At 58.3% G+C, this 14,546-nt stretch carries 14 protein-coding genes and 1 tRNA gene; 8 read left to right on the forward strand and 7 right to left on the reverse strand.

Features of this window, described 5'->3' with window-relative positions; translation table 11 throughout:
• The first annotated feature begins 10 nt into the window (after positions 1 to 10).
• Complete coding sequence (locus RBB76_RS20555) at positions 11 to 1,267, forward strand: tyrosine-type recombinase/integrase (RefSeq protein WP_429629566.1); 1,257 nt, start codon at positions 11 to 13, stop codon at positions 1,265 to 1,267.
• Between the two features lie 74 nt (positions 1,268 to 1,341).
• Here the strand turns inward: RBB76_RS20555 and RBB76_RS20560 are convergent.
• Positions 1,342 to 1,418: transfer RNA gene (locus RBB76_RS20560), tRNA-Met, on the reverse strand.
• A gap of 200 nt (positions 1,419 to 1,618) precedes the next feature.
• Between RBB76_RS20560 and RBB76_RS20565 the strand changes: the two genes are divergently transcribed.
• From RBB76_RS20565 to RBB76_RS20580, 4 genes are all read left to right on the forward strand, one after another.
• Entirely contained in the window at positions 1,619 to 2,929 is a 1,311-nt protein-coding gene (locus RBB76_RS20565; protein ID WP_429629567.1) for a BON domain-containing protein, read from the forward strand.
• 671 nt (positions 2,930 to 3,600) lie between these two features.
• A complete protein-coding gene (locus RBB76_RS20570) occupies positions 3,601 to 3,957 on the forward strand; it encodes a hypothetical protein (protein WP_429629568.1) in 357 nt (118 codons plus the stop codon).
• On the forward strand, positions 3,947 to 4,585 hold the full coding sequence (locus tag RBB76_RS20575; protein WP_429629569.1) for a flavin reductase family protein: 639 nt from the start codon (positions 3,947 to 3,949) through the stop codon (positions 4,583 to 4,585). Before RBB76_RS20570 ends, RBB76_RS20575 begins: the two co-directional genes overlap by 11 nt.
• Before the next feature lie 220 nt (positions 4,586 to 4,805).
• Positions 4,806 to 6,143: a hypothetical protein gene (locus RBB76_RS20580; RefSeq protein WP_429629570.1), complete on the forward strand. Its 1,338-nt coding sequence runs from the start codon at positions 4,806 to 4,808 to the stop codon at positions 6,141 to 6,143.
• Between the two features lie 39 nt (positions 6,144 to 6,182).
• Here RBB76_RS20580 and RBB76_RS20585 read toward each other — a convergent pair whose 3' ends face one another.
• The 3 genes from RBB76_RS20585 to RBB76_RS20595 all read right to left on the reverse strand — a co-directional run bounded on the left by RBB76_RS20585 (position 6,183) and on the right by RBB76_RS20595 (position 8,786).
• Positions 6,183 to 7,040 (reverse strand): ATP-binding protein, encoded by an 858-nt coding sequence (locus RBB76_RS20585; RefSeq protein WP_429629571.1) that lies wholly within the window; start codon positions 7,038 to 7,040, stop codon positions 6,183 to 6,185.
• A gap of 111 nt (positions 7,041 to 7,151) precedes the next feature.
• The gene (locus tag RBB76_RS20590; RefSeq protein WP_429629572.1) at positions 7,152 to 7,994 is read right to left on the reverse strand and encodes an ABC transporter ATP-binding protein; all 843 of its coding nucleotides are present in this window, start codon (positions 7,992 to 7,994) and stop codon (positions 7,152 to 7,154) included.
• Positions 7,995 to 8,006: 12 nt separating this feature from the next.
• On the reverse strand, positions 8,007 to 8,786 hold the full coding sequence (locus RBB76_RS20595) for an MlaE family ABC transporter permease (protein ID WP_183977942.1): 780 nt from the start codon (positions 8,784 to 8,786) through the stop codon (positions 8,007 to 8,009).
• Positions 8,787 to 8,914: 128 nt separating this feature from the next.
• Between RBB76_RS20595 and RBB76_RS20600 the strand changes: the two genes are divergently transcribed.
• Genes RBB76_RS20600 through RBB76_RS20610 form a run of 3 tightly spaced genes read left to right on the forward strand, consistent with a single transcriptional unit; the run spans position 8,915 to position 11,849 of the window.
• Positions 8,915 to 9,973 (forward strand): zinc-dependent alcohol dehydrogenase, encoded by a 1,059-nt coding sequence (locus RBB76_RS20600; protein WP_429629657.1) that lies wholly within the window; start codon positions 8,915 to 8,917, stop codon positions 9,971 to 9,973.
• Complete coding sequence (gene hpnC / locus RBB76_RS20605; RefSeq protein ID WP_429629573.1) at positions 9,970 to 10,908, forward strand: squalene synthase HpnC; 939 nt, start codon at positions 9,970 to 9,972, stop codon at positions 10,906 to 10,908. Before RBB76_RS20600 ends, hpnC begins: the two co-directional genes overlap by 4 nt.
• A complete protein-coding gene (locus RBB76_RS20610) occupies positions 10,905 to 11,849 on the forward strand; it encodes a phytoene/squalene synthase family protein (RefSeq protein ID WP_429629574.1) in 945 nt (314 codons plus the stop codon). The genes hpnC and RBB76_RS20610 overlap by 4 nt, the downstream gene beginning before the upstream one ends.
• 240 nt (positions 11,850 to 12,089) lie before the next feature.
• Here the strand turns inward: RBB76_RS20610 and RBB76_RS20615 are convergent, their stop codons facing one another.
• From RBB76_RS20615 to hpnJ, 3 genes are all read right to left on the reverse strand, one after another.
• Positions 12,090 to 12,476, reverse strand: coding sequence for a hypothetical protein (locus tag RBB76_RS20615; protein ID WP_429629575.1), 387 nt, complete (start codon positions 12,474 to 12,476; stop codon positions 12,090 to 12,092).
• Positions 12,473 to 12,892, reverse strand: coding sequence for an EamA family transporter (locus tag RBB76_RS20620; protein ID WP_429629576.1), 420 nt, complete (start codon positions 12,890 to 12,892; stop codon positions 12,473 to 12,475). Before RBB76_RS20620 ends, RBB76_RS20615 begins: the two co-directional genes overlap by 4 nt.
• A 91-nt stretch (positions 12,893 to 12,983) precedes the next feature.
• Complete coding sequence (gene hpnJ / locus RBB76_RS20625) at positions 12,984 to 14,471, reverse strand: hopanoid biosynthesis associated radical SAM protein HpnJ (protein WP_429629577.1); 1,488 nt, start codon at positions 14,469 to 14,471, stop codon at positions 12,984 to 12,986.
• Between the last annotated feature and the right edge of the window lie 75 nt (positions 14,472 to 14,546).

The following is a 14,546-nucleotide window of genomic DNA, read 5'->3' on the forward strand; positions in this document are numbered from 1 at the left end:
AGGAGGAATCTTGATACCACGAGCATGTTACCAATTCGGAAGTCTCACCCGAAAGAAGCGGGAGAAGGGGCCGGACACCTGGGAGTTTCGGTACTACGAATCGACTGAGGAAGGCGATCGAAGACGCAAGTCCTGCATCGTCGGCACAGTCGAAAAGTTGCCAACCAAAGCTCACGCGCAGAAGGCAGTGGAAGCCCTTCTTCTAACCCTTAACTCTGAAACTCCGCAGCAGCGCATGGCCGCGGTGACGTTCGGTGCTATTTGCGACCGTTATATGCAGGAGGAGATGCCGGAACGGTACTCCACTGCGAAGTCGTACCGGTCCAATATCGTGAATCACCTGAAGCCACGCTGGGGCGAGTATCTGCTCGAAAAGATTCGACCGATGGCGGTCGAGGATTGGTTGAAGAATCTCCCTATGGCCTCGAAGTCCAGGGCGCATTTGAAGAGCGTGATGCACCTGATGTATCAGTGTGCCGCACGCTGGGAAGTCTTCAACGAGCAGAGAAACCCAATAGCGCTGGTTCGCGTGAAAGGCGGCAGTAAGCGCCGGCAACGTCCGACCACGCTCACTGTGGAGGAGTTCGAACTCATCGTAGCGACACTGCAAGAGCCGTGGCGCTTGATGGTACAGATCGCCCAATGCCTAGGTCTTCGCGTGAGCGAGATCGCGGCGCTTCAATGGGACGACTTCGATTTCGACAAAAACCAGCTTCTCGTTCAGCGCAGCTTTGTGAACGGCAGGGTGGACGACGTCAAGACCGAATACTCCCAGGACTACGTTCCTCTGCATCCGTCCTTGACCGAGATCGTTCTGAAGTGGAGCACGCAAGCGGTGCCCACGGAAGAGGGCTGGGTCTTCGCCAATCCGAGAACCAACCGGCCTTACTATCCCACCGAGATCCAGAAGCGGCATCTTCGCCCTTCGGGTTGCTGTGTGGTGGAATGTCCGACGTGCGGGGCGGCACGTGGTGTCTGGTGTAACCAGGATCAGAAAACCGGAAACGGCGTTCGCATGCTTTTGCATGACACGCGCGTGAAGAACTCCGGCAAGTATGGGGCCATCGGCTGGCACACGTTCCGTCACACGTATCGTTCGTGGCTGGACGAGACCGGAGCTCCGATGAAGGTGCAGCAGGAATTGATGCGACACGCTTCAATCCAGACGACGATGAACGTCTACGGACAAGCAATGTCGTCATCGAAGCGAGAAGCGAATGGGAAGGTTGTGGAGATGGTGCTCAAGCCGTTGAAAGCGAGCGCCTGAACTGCGATTTTTCTTATTGGGAGATATTGGGAGCCGATTCGATTTTGTCGACTCCCAGAAGTTATTGATTTGATTGGTTGCGGGGGTAGGATTTGAACCTACGACCTTTGGGTTATGAGCCCAACGAGCTACCGGGCTGCTCCACCCCGCTCTTTGAATATACCGTTACTTTCGGCTACGGTCAATCAACCCCGGAGCAGAGGCGCAAGCGCTTTTGTTGCCTATGTCGAGTAGGTGCGAGCGTAACTTTTTTCTGAAAACTGAGTCTGCATCCATAGAGTATTAGCGTGGCGGATCGAGCGTCGCGCCAGAGGTGGAGCGGAGGGCTGTATGTACCGAAGGTGTAAGTGCATGTCTTTTTCGAAGTTGGCGGTGGCCGCATTTTTGATGGCTTGTCTGGTATTGGCAGGCGGTGTAGGGTTTGCGCAGTCAAAGCCAGGAACCCTGCCCGACGCCCAGATTGAAGCGAGTGTTTTGAAGGCTTTGGCTGGTGCCCCGGAGTTGGCCGATCAGGCGATCACCTCCACTACTGTCTACGGTGTAGTGACGCTGAGTGGCACCGTTCGCGATGAGCCGTTGCGCGATCTGGCGGACCACCTGGTTTCGAATACCACTGGGGTTGTGAAGGTGGTTGATCAATTGGTCGTTGGCGCTGTGCCGGCTGTCACCAACGAACCGACGCAGCAGCAGGACACATCGCAAGGGACGAATCCGAATCTTCAATCGGATGGTTCGATAGCTCCTCCGCAAGCGCAGGACCCTCCTGCTCCAAATAACTCTCCTGCCCCCAATAGTCCGCCCTCGCCGGGTACGCCGCAGGGTGCGGCGGGTCAGTACCCACCCCCATATCAGGGGCAGCAGCAAGGTGGCCAGTATCCGCCCGCTTATGGGGCTCCTCAGCAAGGTGGCCAATATCCGCCGCCTTACCAGGGTCAGCAGCAGGGTCAGTATCCGGCGTATGGTCAGCCTTACCCGCCGCAGTATCCTCCGCCTCGGCCTTATGTGGCGCAGAGGGGCGGAGACGCTGTCGTTGTGCCGATTGGAACGAACCTTCGGGTTCGGATCAACCAGGGGATGAATAGCAAGAGCACCACGGTCGGAACGACGTTTGACGGCGTGGTTCTGAATGATGTGGTTGCTGGTGGCGCGATCGCGATCCCTCGAGGTGCTTCTATTCAGGGAACCGTGGTTGCGGTGCACACTGCGGGCGAGTTGAAGGGCAAAGGCGAGTTGAAGTTGCAACTCAATTCTGTTTCGCTCGGTGGCAGGGTTTATCCGATTGCTACTGATTTCTGGTGGCACCAGGGGGCCGATAAGACTGGGAGTACGGTCGCGAACACTGTTGGTTTAGGTGCAGTTGGCGCTTTGATCGGCGGTGTGGCTGGCGGCGGTGTGGGTGCCGCGGTTGGCGCGGGTGTCGGCGGCGTGGCTGGTCTGGGCGTGTCGGCGGCTTCGGGCAAAGGCGAGGCTGCGTTGCCGCCTGAGGCGATCCTGGTGTTCCATCTGACGCAGCCGGCGGATATAACCACTGTGTCGCAGGCTGAGCTGAACCGGCTCAGTGCAGGTGTTCCAGTGGGAGCGGATCCGCAGTTCCGCCGCAGGTATCCTCCTCCTCCTCCTCCGGGCTATTACTACGGTCCGGGCTACTACCGGCCTTACTAAGCTGTCGTTGGGGAGAGGGCTGAAGTATCGCTCTCTCCATTTTTTCGTTCTCAGATTGCTACGCCCGTGGAGCAGCTTCGGCTCTACGGGCGTTTTCATTTTGTGGTGAATTTGTGGTGCGATGTGTGGCTGTTGTGGTGAAGTGCGTGGCTTTGTATGGCGATCTCGTTGGCCAGCGTTGGTTAGCCGACTGAGACGCACTCCCTCCCCCCTCCCCCCAAGGGGTATTTTGGACGCAAGTCTATTGTTTGCAGTAGGTTAGACAGCGGTTGTGTCTGTAAAATATTCCAACTAGAGGACTTACTTGCAAAATATTGCATTTGAATGACTTATGGCCGAACAAGAAGGAATGTGGTGAGCGCTTGCGGCTGGCCGACGTTTTTATTCAACCGCTACTTTAAGTTTATTCGATTTGGGGTAACTAATACGCCACGCGATTCTCCTTGTCTGGCACGGGTTTTTGATGTTTGGGGGCTTGACAAGGGTTTGGGGAGGGTTGGATCGCGAGGGATTTCGGGTTTTCAGAGTGGAGCGATGTCGGAGGGAAAGCGTGAAAGCACAAAGGAATTCTGTAACCTTCGGCTTCTGTCAGGAGCTGTGACAAGGAAGGACAAGGGCAACGGCAAAAACGAAATACGGGGATCCTTCGACTGCGTTGCTCACGAAGTGCCGTGAGCAAATTCGCTCAGGATGACGAATGTTTGGGGAGAGAAAGCGACGGCAGCGCCAGGAACAATGGCAACGGCAAAAGCAACGACAACAGCAACCGCAACGACAACAGCAACCGCAACGACAACCGCAACAGCAACGACAACAGCAACGACAACGACAACAGCAACGACAACGACAACGGCAACGACAACCGCAGATTCCCTTCGGGGATGACAACAAAAAAGGCAAAACAAAAAAGGCAAAACAAGAAAGGCAAGAACAAGAAGGCAACAACAAGAAGGGCAACAACAAGAAGGCAGACGGCAAGGGTCGGTGCTAGGCTGCTGAAGGGTACAGGGAGTCGAGATGATTTTTGATATTGAGAAGATAAAGGCGCGTGAGACCTATAACCTGCTGATCGGGTTGGTTGCGCCTCGGCCGATTGCGCTGGTGACGAGCATGAATCACGAGGGCAGGATGAATGCTGCACCTTTTAGTTCTTACAACTACCTTTGTACCGATCCGCCAATCATCGGGATGGGAGTGACGAATCGGCCTGAGAGTGATTATGTGCCGAAGGATACGGCGCGGAATATTCGGCGGACAGGTGAGTTTGTGGTGAATGTGGTGACCGAGGATATTGCACAGCAGATGAATATCTGCGCTACGGATTTTCCGGCGGAGTTCGACGAGTTGGAGATGGCTGGATTTACGACGGCACCGTCGCATGTGGTCAAGGTGCCGCGCATTGCAGAGGCGCATGCTGCGCTCGAGTGCAAAGAGTTTACGACGATGGAGATTGGGCGGTCGCGGATTGTGCTGGGGCGGGTGGTGTCGATTTATATCGAAGACAAGTTCGTCGATCCGGCGGGGCCTTATGTGCTGTCGGAGGAACTGCATGCGATTGGACGGATGAATGGGCTGGGGGCCTATGTGAAGACGCGTGGTTCGTTCTTGAATATTCCGCGGATTCCTTATGCCGAGTGGAAGAAAGGAAAGCGCTAGGGTATCTATCCATTGGCTGCTGGTTCGGCGGGCTCTCTGGTGTGGCCGGCTCTCTGGTGTGGCGGGCTCTCGCGTTACCTGCGCAACATTTCCTTCAAGTGGATTGACTGAGGTATTGGATGTGCCGATTACTGAAGAGAGGGCGTCGCGACAAGTGCGATCCCCCGCTCACTCTGCGATATACTCCCGCCCATATTGAATTCTTTTAACGGAGACGCTTGTGCCTGACCCAACATCCCAGCAGTCAACCGACATTCATGCGAAGGCTCTCGCGATCAATCTGGAGGGTTCCTTCTACGGGACGTTTGCCGAAATTGGAGCCGGTCAGGAGGTGGCGCGTTGGTTTCTGAGCGTTGGCGCTGCCTCGGGAACGGTCGCGTCAGCTATCTCGGCCTACGACAAGACCGTTAGCGACGACATCTACGGTGCAGGTACGCGTTACGTTTCCAAGGAGCGCCTGCTGGCAATGCTCGATCACGAGTATCAGATTCTGCTTGATCGACTTGGCAAAGATCGCGGCGCACATACGCGATTTTTCGTTTTTGCGGATACTGTCGCCACGCGAAACTATCAGGGAACCAATGAGCAGCACGGTTGGCTTGGTTTCCGCTTCCAGGCCGAGCCCGGTGGTGAGCCGAATCAGATTCTTCTCCACATCAATCTGGGGGATTCCACGGCGCAGCTGCAGCAGCAGGCCATCGGCACGCTTGGGGTGAATCTGATTTATGCGTGCTATCACCAGCGGTCTTCGCAGGGGGACTTTCTGGCTGGGCTGTTCGATGATTTGTCGCTTGAGCGGCTGGAGATTGACGTTCTTGAACTGAGTGGTCCTGTGTTCGCTGGTGCAGACTCGCGGCTGTGGTGCCTGAACCTGCTTCGCGCAGATATGTGCCGTGCGTTGGTCTTCGATTCCGAGGTCAAGGCGGTAGAGCCAGCTACTCCTCTTCGCAAGCGTCCACTGATCGTGCAGAGGACCTTGCGCGGCCATGCCGGTCCATCTGCTTTGGAAGCGATCCAGTCTGCGCGACGGGAGTTCCTGGCTGAAGGGATCCCCACCGATCGCGAACCTCTAGCCGTCCTTGAAGTGAATGCTCGAAATCTCGAAGGCCCGGCGGCCTCTGATAACGCAGAGTTGCTGGCTCTGATCGAGCAGCTTGTTCCCTTAGGCACGGTTGTGGTCACCAATTATGAGGAAGGCTACCAGGCTGTGAATTACTTTCGCCGCTATACGGCTGCTCCTGTCCGGGTGGTCCTCTGGATCTCGATGTTTCTTCATCTGATGGAAGAGACTGTGTTTCAGGCTTCGCCGGGGGCCGTGTTAGAAGGCTTCGGTCGATTGCTCTCCACCGACGTTACGATCTACGTCGCTCCCATGCAGAAGGACGTGTTGATCGCTGCGCTTGGGGGCTTTCCCGAAGGCCTTTTGCGGGAGTCCGCTGACCGTGATCTGATGACCCTGGATGATTTTTTACCCAAACCACCGTTGGATCATCTCTTCCGCTATCTTCGCTCCGCAGGTCATATCGTTCCTCTGGAGGATGGGCAGGCCAAAGCCTGAGAGAGATTGCAACCGTTTCTCGTATGGTGAATCGGTGAGTTATGTTGTTTTGAAGTGCGGGGGGGAGTCGAGGTACTTGATGAGGACCACTTCGTTGCCGATTTCACTGTAGATCAACTCGTCTACAGTGCCGGCTGCGACGAGAAGACCATATCCGCCTGGGCGCATTCCTTCCTGCTCGCGCTGCAGGATGTGGTTGGTGGGATCATCGTTGGGATTTGCGATGGCCGCGTGGCTAAGTGATTCGCGGCGGAAGCCGGATCCGGGATCGCGCAGGTAAAACACCATGGATCTTACGGTGCGAATGCAGGTGAGTTCAACGACCTGTTCGGGATTAAAAGCGGCTCCGTGCTCCATTGCGTTCATCAGGATCTCGCGCAATGCCAGCATCAGGTCCAGCTGTATGTCCTCCGGTAACTGAGCGTTGAGTTCTTTCGCGAAGCTCATGAGGCGCTCAGCGTTGACTACGCGGCAGTTGACGCGGACTGACACCCAGCCGGGGCGAGCGGATAGAACATGAATGTCGTCGCGCCATTGATTGTCGGAGGCCGCGCGACGCGCAAGGTTGGCGATGTTGTATGCGTCGAACGGGGGAGTGAAGCAGGCGAACACGCGGGCACGCAGAGCGGCGATGACATCATCGGGAGTACCGTGGCTGGCGAGGACTATGCACTTTACGCCAGGCCTGATGGCGCGCATCTCCTCGAGCAGGGCGAGGTCTTCATCGAGAGCGCTGTCGGGGCTGGTGATGACGACGCCGAAGGATCGCTTGCGCAAGCGCTGCAGGGTGTCGACGTGCCCGGCAGCATGCTCCAAAGGCAAACCCGCAGCTTTGAGTGCGCTGCTGACCTCACGGCTCACCTTCGCGTGACTTCCAATGACGAGGACCCGGCTCATAGACGCTCCGAGAGAGTGAACTGGACGATCCTGAAACTATTATCACTCAAGCACAGTGAATGGCCGGTGTATCGGGGTGTGGCGGAGGACCGGATCCATTTGCGAGGAAGATTAGGAGAGGTATTCCTTGAGCCAGGGGTCGTTGGAGTGGACGAGTTCTTCGGTGGTGCCGTCGAAGACTACCTTGCCTTCGTTGAGGACCAGGAATTTGGTGCTGTCGTCGATGCCGTTGTTGGGGATCTGCTCGACCTTTTCGGTTTGCGGGTTGAAGCGGCTGCGGGCGAGGAGGTAGGCGTCCTGAATGCGATGGGTGATGACGAGCGAGGTGGTTTGGGTGACGTCGCGCTGTTTGATGACGAGGTCGATGATGGTGGTGGAGGTGATGGGGTCGAGGCCGCCGGTGGGGGAGTCGTAGAGGATGAGATCGGGATGGGTGATGATGGCGCGGGCGATGGAGACGCGGCGGCGCATTCCTCCGGAGAGTTCGGAAGGGACCTTATCGATGGTGTTTTCGAGGGCGACGAACTGGAGCGCTTCGACGACGCGGCTGTGGACCTCCTCCTCGGGGACGTGGTCTTCGTGGAGGCGGTAGGCGACGTTGTCACCGACGGAGAGGGAGTCGAAGAGCGCGGACTCCTGGAAAACCATGCCGACGCGGCTGCGGAGTTTGAAGAGGTCGACTTCGGGCATGGTGGAGACGTCGTGGCCGAAGACGTGGATGGAACCGGTGTCGGGCTTGAGGAGGCCGTTGACGAGCTTCATGAGGACGGATTTGCCTCCGCCGGCGGGGCCGAGGATGATGCGGGTTTCGCCGCGCTGGACGGTGAAGGAGATGTTCTGGAGGACGGGTTTGACGTCGAAGATGATGGAGACATCGTCTACGACGACGACGGGCTCCTGTGAGTCCGGTTCCTGTTGGAGCGTTGCGGAGCCGGATTGGGCGAGGTCTGCCATGATTTCCGCTCCTTACCTGCCGAAGATGCCGATCATGGCACGAGTGACGATGAGGTCGACGATGATGATGAAGACTGAGGAGATGACGACAGCCTGGGTGGTGGCTTTGCCGACGCCCTGGGTACCCCCTTTTGTGTTCATACCGAAGTAGCAGCCGACGGTTGCGATGATGAAGCCGGAGAAGAGTGGCTTGGCGAGACCCTGTACGACGTCTCCGTATTGGAGAGCACGGTAGGAGTTGTGAAAATAGGAGGAGCCGTTGAGTCCGAGCAGGGCGATGCTGATCAGCGCGCCTCCGGCGATACCGCAGGCGTCGGACATGATGGTGAGGAAGAAGAGCATGAAGATGGTGGCGTAGAGGCGCGGGGTGACGAGCTTGCGGACGGGGTCGGTGCCGAGGGCTCGCATGGCGTCGATCTGCTCGGTGACCTTCATGGAGCCAATCTCGGAGGCCATGCCGGAGGCGTTGCGGCCGGAGACCATGAGGCCGGTGAGGACTGGGCCCAGTTCTTTGACCATGGAGAGGGCGACGAGGTTGCCGGTGAGGCTGACGGAGCCGAAGGCTTCGAGCGAGGTGGCGGACTGGAGGGCCAGAACGCAACCGGTGAAGAAGCCGGTGAGAACAACAATGGGCATGGAACCGACGCCGATGTAGTCCATCTGGGTGTAGATGTCGGCCATGTAACGTGGGCGTGTGAAGAGGTTAGAGACGGCACGCCAGGACAGGATGGAGTAGTCCTGGATCGAGGCAAGTGTTTGCTTAGCGAAGATCTCTGGAGAGACAAAGGGCATGTTTATGTGGCTCAGATTATCAGATGCAGATGCCGAGACGAAGATTGCAGGTTCTTTAAGGGGTTACGGGGCGATCGAAGGGTGCATCGACCGGGTGGGGATGAGAAGATAGAAGAGTGAAAGCTGAGATGACGGCGGCGGTGTTGTACGGCAAGGAAGATCTGCGGCTGGAGCGCGTGGCAGTGCCGCAGGCCGAAGCCGGAGAACTGGTCGTGCGTGTGGGTGCCGCGCTGACCTGTGGAACGGATTTGAAGGTCTATCGGCGAGGCTACCACGCCATGATGTTGAAGCCGCCGATTCCGTTTGGGCATGAGTTGGCCGGGGTGGTGGAAGAGGTTGGCGCCGGTGTGACGGCGTTCAAGGTAGGGGACCGGGTGGTGGCATTGAACTCGGCGCCGTGTGATGCGTGTTTTTTCTGCAGGCATGGCCAGCAGAACTTGTGCGAGGACTTGCTTTTTAACAATGGGGCTTACGCGGAGTTTATTCGGATACCGGCGCGGATCGTTGAGAAGAATACGTTGTTGGTGCCGGATGGGATTCCGCTGGAGTATGCGGCGCTGACCGAACCGCTGGCTTGTGTTGTGCGGGGACTCGAGGAGAGCGGAGCTCGGGCGGGGGACACCATGGTGGTGATCGGGGCGGGACCGATCGGGTTGATGTTTATGCACGCGGCGGAGATTGCCGGCTTAGATGTGATTGCGGTGGTGAAACGCGAGAACCAGGTGGGCGCGGCGAAGCTGTTTGGGGCGAGCGAGGTGGTTCTGGTGGATGGGGGTAAGGATATTGTTGCGGCTACGCGCGCTCTGACGAATGAGGGGCGGGGAGCTGATGTGGTGATCGAAGCCGTGGCGACCCCCACGACGTGGGAGTGGGCGGTCGATATGGTGCGGAAGGGCGGGCTGGTGAACTTCTTTGGTGGGCCGCCGAGCGGGACAAAGGTGAAGCTCGATACCAACCGGCTGCACTATGGGGACATTACGTTGAAGGCGAGTTTTCACCATACGCCGGCGACTTGCAGAACGGCGTTTGAGCTGGTGACGAGTGGACGGTTCAAGTGTGCGGAGTACATTACGGGACGCGCGGGGCTCGACGAGGTTCCGGCGATCTTTGCAGGCATGATGCACAGAAATAATGGGTGGGCGAAGGATATCAAGACGGCGGTGTTTCCGGAAGGTGGGCCCCGATGAGCGAGACTGCCACGCAGCATGCGCTGGTGGGTGCTCCGCCGGAGTATCTGACGCCACTGGAGAGGCCGACTCTTGCAGAGGCGCAGGCGTGGTGCAAAGAGCTCGCGACGACGCACTATGAGAATTTTCATGTAGCGACGTTTTTCCTTCCGGCGAAGGTGAGGCCCCACTTCGAGAGTATCTACGCGTATTGCCGGGTGGCGGATGATCTGGGGGAGGAGGTGGAGGATCGCGGGGTGGCGACGCGGCTGCTGAATACGTGGGGAGCGATGCTGGAGGAGTGTTACGACGCGCCGGAGCAGTCGATGCATCCGGTGTTTGTGGCGCTGCATGAAACGATTCGAGAGTGCGATCCGCCGCGGCAGCTTTTCCTAGATCAGCTGCATGCGTTTCGGATGGACCAGCACAAGACGGAGTATGAGAGCTGGGAGGAGTTGCTGGAGTATTCGCACTACTCGGCGAATCCGGTGGGACGGCTGGTGCTTTGGGTGTGCGGGTATACGGATGAAGCACGGGCGTTGATGTCGGACAAGGTTTGTACGGCGCTGCAACTGGCGAACTTCTGGCAGGATGTGGTGGAGGATAAGGAGCGGGGACGGCGGTATGTTCCTGCGGAGTCGATGCTGCGGTTTGGGGTGGAGGAAGGGCAGATCGAGGGTCGGGTGTTTACGCCGGAGTTTCGCGGGATGATGCAGGAGCTGGTGGCGCGGACACGGGCGATGCTGCTTGAAGGTGGTGAGATCAGCCTGCATGTGGATAAAGAATTGAAGGTGGTGCTGGACTTGTTTTGCAAGGGTGGTGAGGCGATTCTGAATGGCATCGCGAGGCAGGACTTTGATGTGCTTCGTGGCAGGCCTGTGGTGTCGAAGGCGCGCAAAGTCGGGTTGCTGACGGAGGCGCTGGTTGGGAAGCTGCGTGCGGGGATGGCCTCGTGACAATTGTTGAAGCTTATGCCGTGTGCGCGGGGATTGCGCAGCGGGAGGCCAAGAATTTCTACTACTCCTTTCGCGTTCTGCCGGAGCACAAGCGGAATGCGATGTGCGCGGTGTATGCGTTTATGCGGCGCGCTGACGATATCTCCGACGATGAGACGCTGCCGGTAGCAGAGCGGCGAGTGGTGATGGGGGATTGGCTTGAGGCATGGCGTGCGGCGCGGCGTAGTGGAGTGTCGGAGGATCCGGTTTTTCTGGCGTTGAATGATACGCAGAAGAGATTTGCGATTCCGGATGCGTTGCTGGAGGATTTGGTACGCGGCACGACGATGGACCTGGACATTGAGGGAAGCCAGGCGGGGATGGTTTCTGTAACTGAAACGGTGGCAGATAAGACGCAGACGCTGCAGGTGTATCAGGATTTCGAGGGGTTGTATCGGTACTGCTACCTGGTTGCTTCGGTGGTGGGGCTGGTTTGTATCCGGATCTTTGGGTATACGGATCCTCGGGCGGAGGACTTGGCGGAGAAGACCGGGGTTGCGTTTCAGTTGACGAATATTCTGCGAGACGTGAGCGAGGATGCAGAACGCGGTAGGATCTATCTTCCGCTGCAGGATCTGAGTGCCGGTAGGGTGGAAGTGAAGCAGTTGTTGCAGGTGGTTCGGCGAGAGGCTGAGACGAAGGTTGTGCGGAGCTTGCTGGCGCAGGAGGCGGCGCGCGCGCTCGTGTACTACGCAGCGGCGGAGGAGTTGCTGCCGTTAATCGATAAGGATAGCCGCGCTGCGCTGTGGGTTCTGGTGACGATCTACCGCGGGCTTCTCGAACGGATTATGGCGAAGAACTACGATGTTTTTTCTGAGCGGGTGAGTGTGCCGACTTCGAGAAAACTGATGATTCTGGCGCAGGGGATGGGCATGGCTGTGCGGAACCGGATGGTTTCGTGAGTGGAGCAGAACATAGCGATGTGATTGTTGTCGGGACGGGTGCGGCAGAGTTGGCTGCGGCTGGTGAGTTGATGCGGTGGGTTAGCCGGGGCTGAGCTGGATCTTTTTATACCTGGTGAGGTGTCCTGCCGGACGGGCCCACTTCGCGTGGAGCGGTCACTTCGTGACTTGTATACCTTATCTTGGTGAGGGTGCGTTGGATGGCCTCCCGTTGGTCGGAATGGCATGCTACTTTGCTCGCTATTTTGCTAGTAGGGCTACTCCAGCGCAGACGAAGAGCGCGGCGATCCAACGGCGACTGTCTACGTTTTCTTTGAGGAAAAACTTTGCGGCTGCGGCCGTGGTGATGAAAGTGAGAGAGGCCGTTGCGGGGGCGATGAGGCTGAGGTCTGCTCCGGAGAGCGCAAAGAGGAGCGAGAAGAAGCTCAACGCCATGCAGGTGATGCCAGCGAGGAACATGCCGCTGGAGAGGACCGCCTTGATCGCGCCGAGCAGGCCGGATTTTGCTCGGATGTCGTCGAGGTCGCCTAGCTTGCGCATGCCGCCTGCGATGAGGATGTCACCGGCGGTGGCGGTGATGACGACGGCAGCGATGGTGGCCCAGGTGTGGAGGGTGGTGGGGTTCATGGGAGGGCCTCAACTTCTACAGAGACGTGCTCCGTGCGGGAGGGGCCGTTGGCTACGAAGCCGACGCCGATGACGATGAGGGCGACGCCGAGCCAGCGGGAGGGTGAAACGTGCTCGTGCAGCCAGAAGCGGGAGAGGATGGTCACGATGACGTTGCCGAAGGCGGTGGCGGGAAGGACGAAGGTGATGTCGGCCCAGCTGAGGGCGGTCATGTAGCAGGCCATGAAGCCGAGCAGCACGATGATGCCGGAGATGATCCAGGGACTTTTGAGGGCGAAGAAGAGGGCGCTGAGGTGGTGGAGGGAGACAGGACCCAGTTGCTTCATGCCGATGCCGAGGAGAGCGTCGCCGATAGACGCGCCGAGCATGACGGCGACGAGAACGAGCCAGCGGCGGGGGGTGAGGGTGTGTTGCATACTTGTCGATCCGTTCAGGTGGTGAAGGCTAAGAGAAAGCGGCCAGCATCTGCATGCTGACCGCTCTTTAGATGCTTTAGAAACCGGAGAGTTACGCGTTCATGCTGACGGATTCCTGCGCCTTGGCGGCGTTGGCTTCCTTGACGGCGCGGACGGCTTTATTGCGCTTGGAACGAAGGCTCATGAAAGACTTGGCCTCGGTGTAGAGACGTGGCACGTCGCGGTTGACGATGGCCTGCCAGACTACGCGGAAGGCAGCCTTGGGACGGAAGTAATATTCGTCGTAAAACTTGTGCACCATCTCCATGACGTACTCGACGGGGAGGCCGGGGTACTCGATGTGAGCCATCTGGTGGCCGCCCTCATCGCTCATGGCTTCGTTGGTAATGAAGCCGTTCTCCTTGGCGTAGTCGAAGAACTCGGTGCCGGGGAAGGCGTGAGCGATGGAGACCTGAATCGTCTCGCAGTCGAGCTGCTTGGCGAAGTCGATGGTGTTGCGAATAGACTCGCGGGTTTCGCCGGGGAGGCCGAGGATGAAGTCGCCGTGGATGACGAGGCCGAGCTTGTGGCAGTCGCGGGTGAAGTCGAGCGCGCGCTGGACGGTGGCACCCTTTTTGATGTTCTTGAGGATTTGAGGGTCGCCGGACTCATAGCCCACGATGAGGAGACGGCAGCCGGCTTCTTTCATGGCCTTAAGGGTGTCGTAGTCGGTGGTGACGCGCGAGGTGCAGGACCAGGTGAGTCCGAGTGGCTTCAGCTTTTCGCAGAGCTCGATGGTGCGGGCCTTCTGAATGTTGAAGGTGTCGTCGTCGAAGAAGAACTCCTTGACGTGGGGGAAGAGTTCTTTGGCCTGCTTCATCTCGGCTGCCACATCATCGGTGGACCGCTTGCGCCAGGCATGGCCGGAGAGAGTCTGGGGCCAGAGGCAAAAGGTGCACTGAGCGGGGCATCCGCGGGTGGAATAGAGGGAGACGTAGGGGTGCAGGAGGAACGGGACGCTGTACTTGGTGACGTCGAGGTCGCGGTGGTAGATCTCCGTGGCCCAGGGCATCTCGTCGAGCTGCTCGGGGGTGACCTGTGCGCGGTCGGGGTTGTGGAGGATCTTGCCGGTGGCCTTGTCCTTGTAGCTGACGCCGAGAATCTCGTCGAGCGGCTTGCCGTTGGCGTACTCGACGACGGAGAAGTCGAACTCGCGGCGGCAGATGAAGTCGATGGCGGGGCACTCGTTGAGGGCCTTGTCGGGGGAGGTGGTCACCGGAGGGCCAACGAAGGAGATCTTGATGTTGGGGTAGGTCTGCTTGATGACCTCAGCCATCTTCTGGTCGCCGTCCCAGCCCATGGTGCTGGTGAAGAGCACGAGAAACTCGTAGTCCTTGAGGATCTCGACGACTTCCTGCCACTTGATGTGGTGGGGCGGAGCGTCGAGGAGACGGGAGCCTTCCAGCATGCCGGCGGGATAGGTGAGCCAGACGGGATACCAGTAGGACTCGATCTCGCGGGTTGCGGGCCAGCGGGAGCTGGCACCACCGTCAAATTTCTCGAAGGAGGGCGGGTTCAGAAAGAGCGTCTTTAGAGGCATAATGATAGCTTGATTTTACCATTCAGTTAAGGGGTTAAGTGGCTTTTCTGGAGTTTCCTGGGAGGTATCTTCGAC

This window comes from Tunturiibacter psychrotolerans, assembly GCF_051013365.1.
GTDB classification, from domain to species: domain Bacteria; phylum Acidobacteriota; class Terriglobia; order Terriglobales; family Acidobacteriaceae; genus Edaphobacter; species Edaphobacter psychrotolerans_A.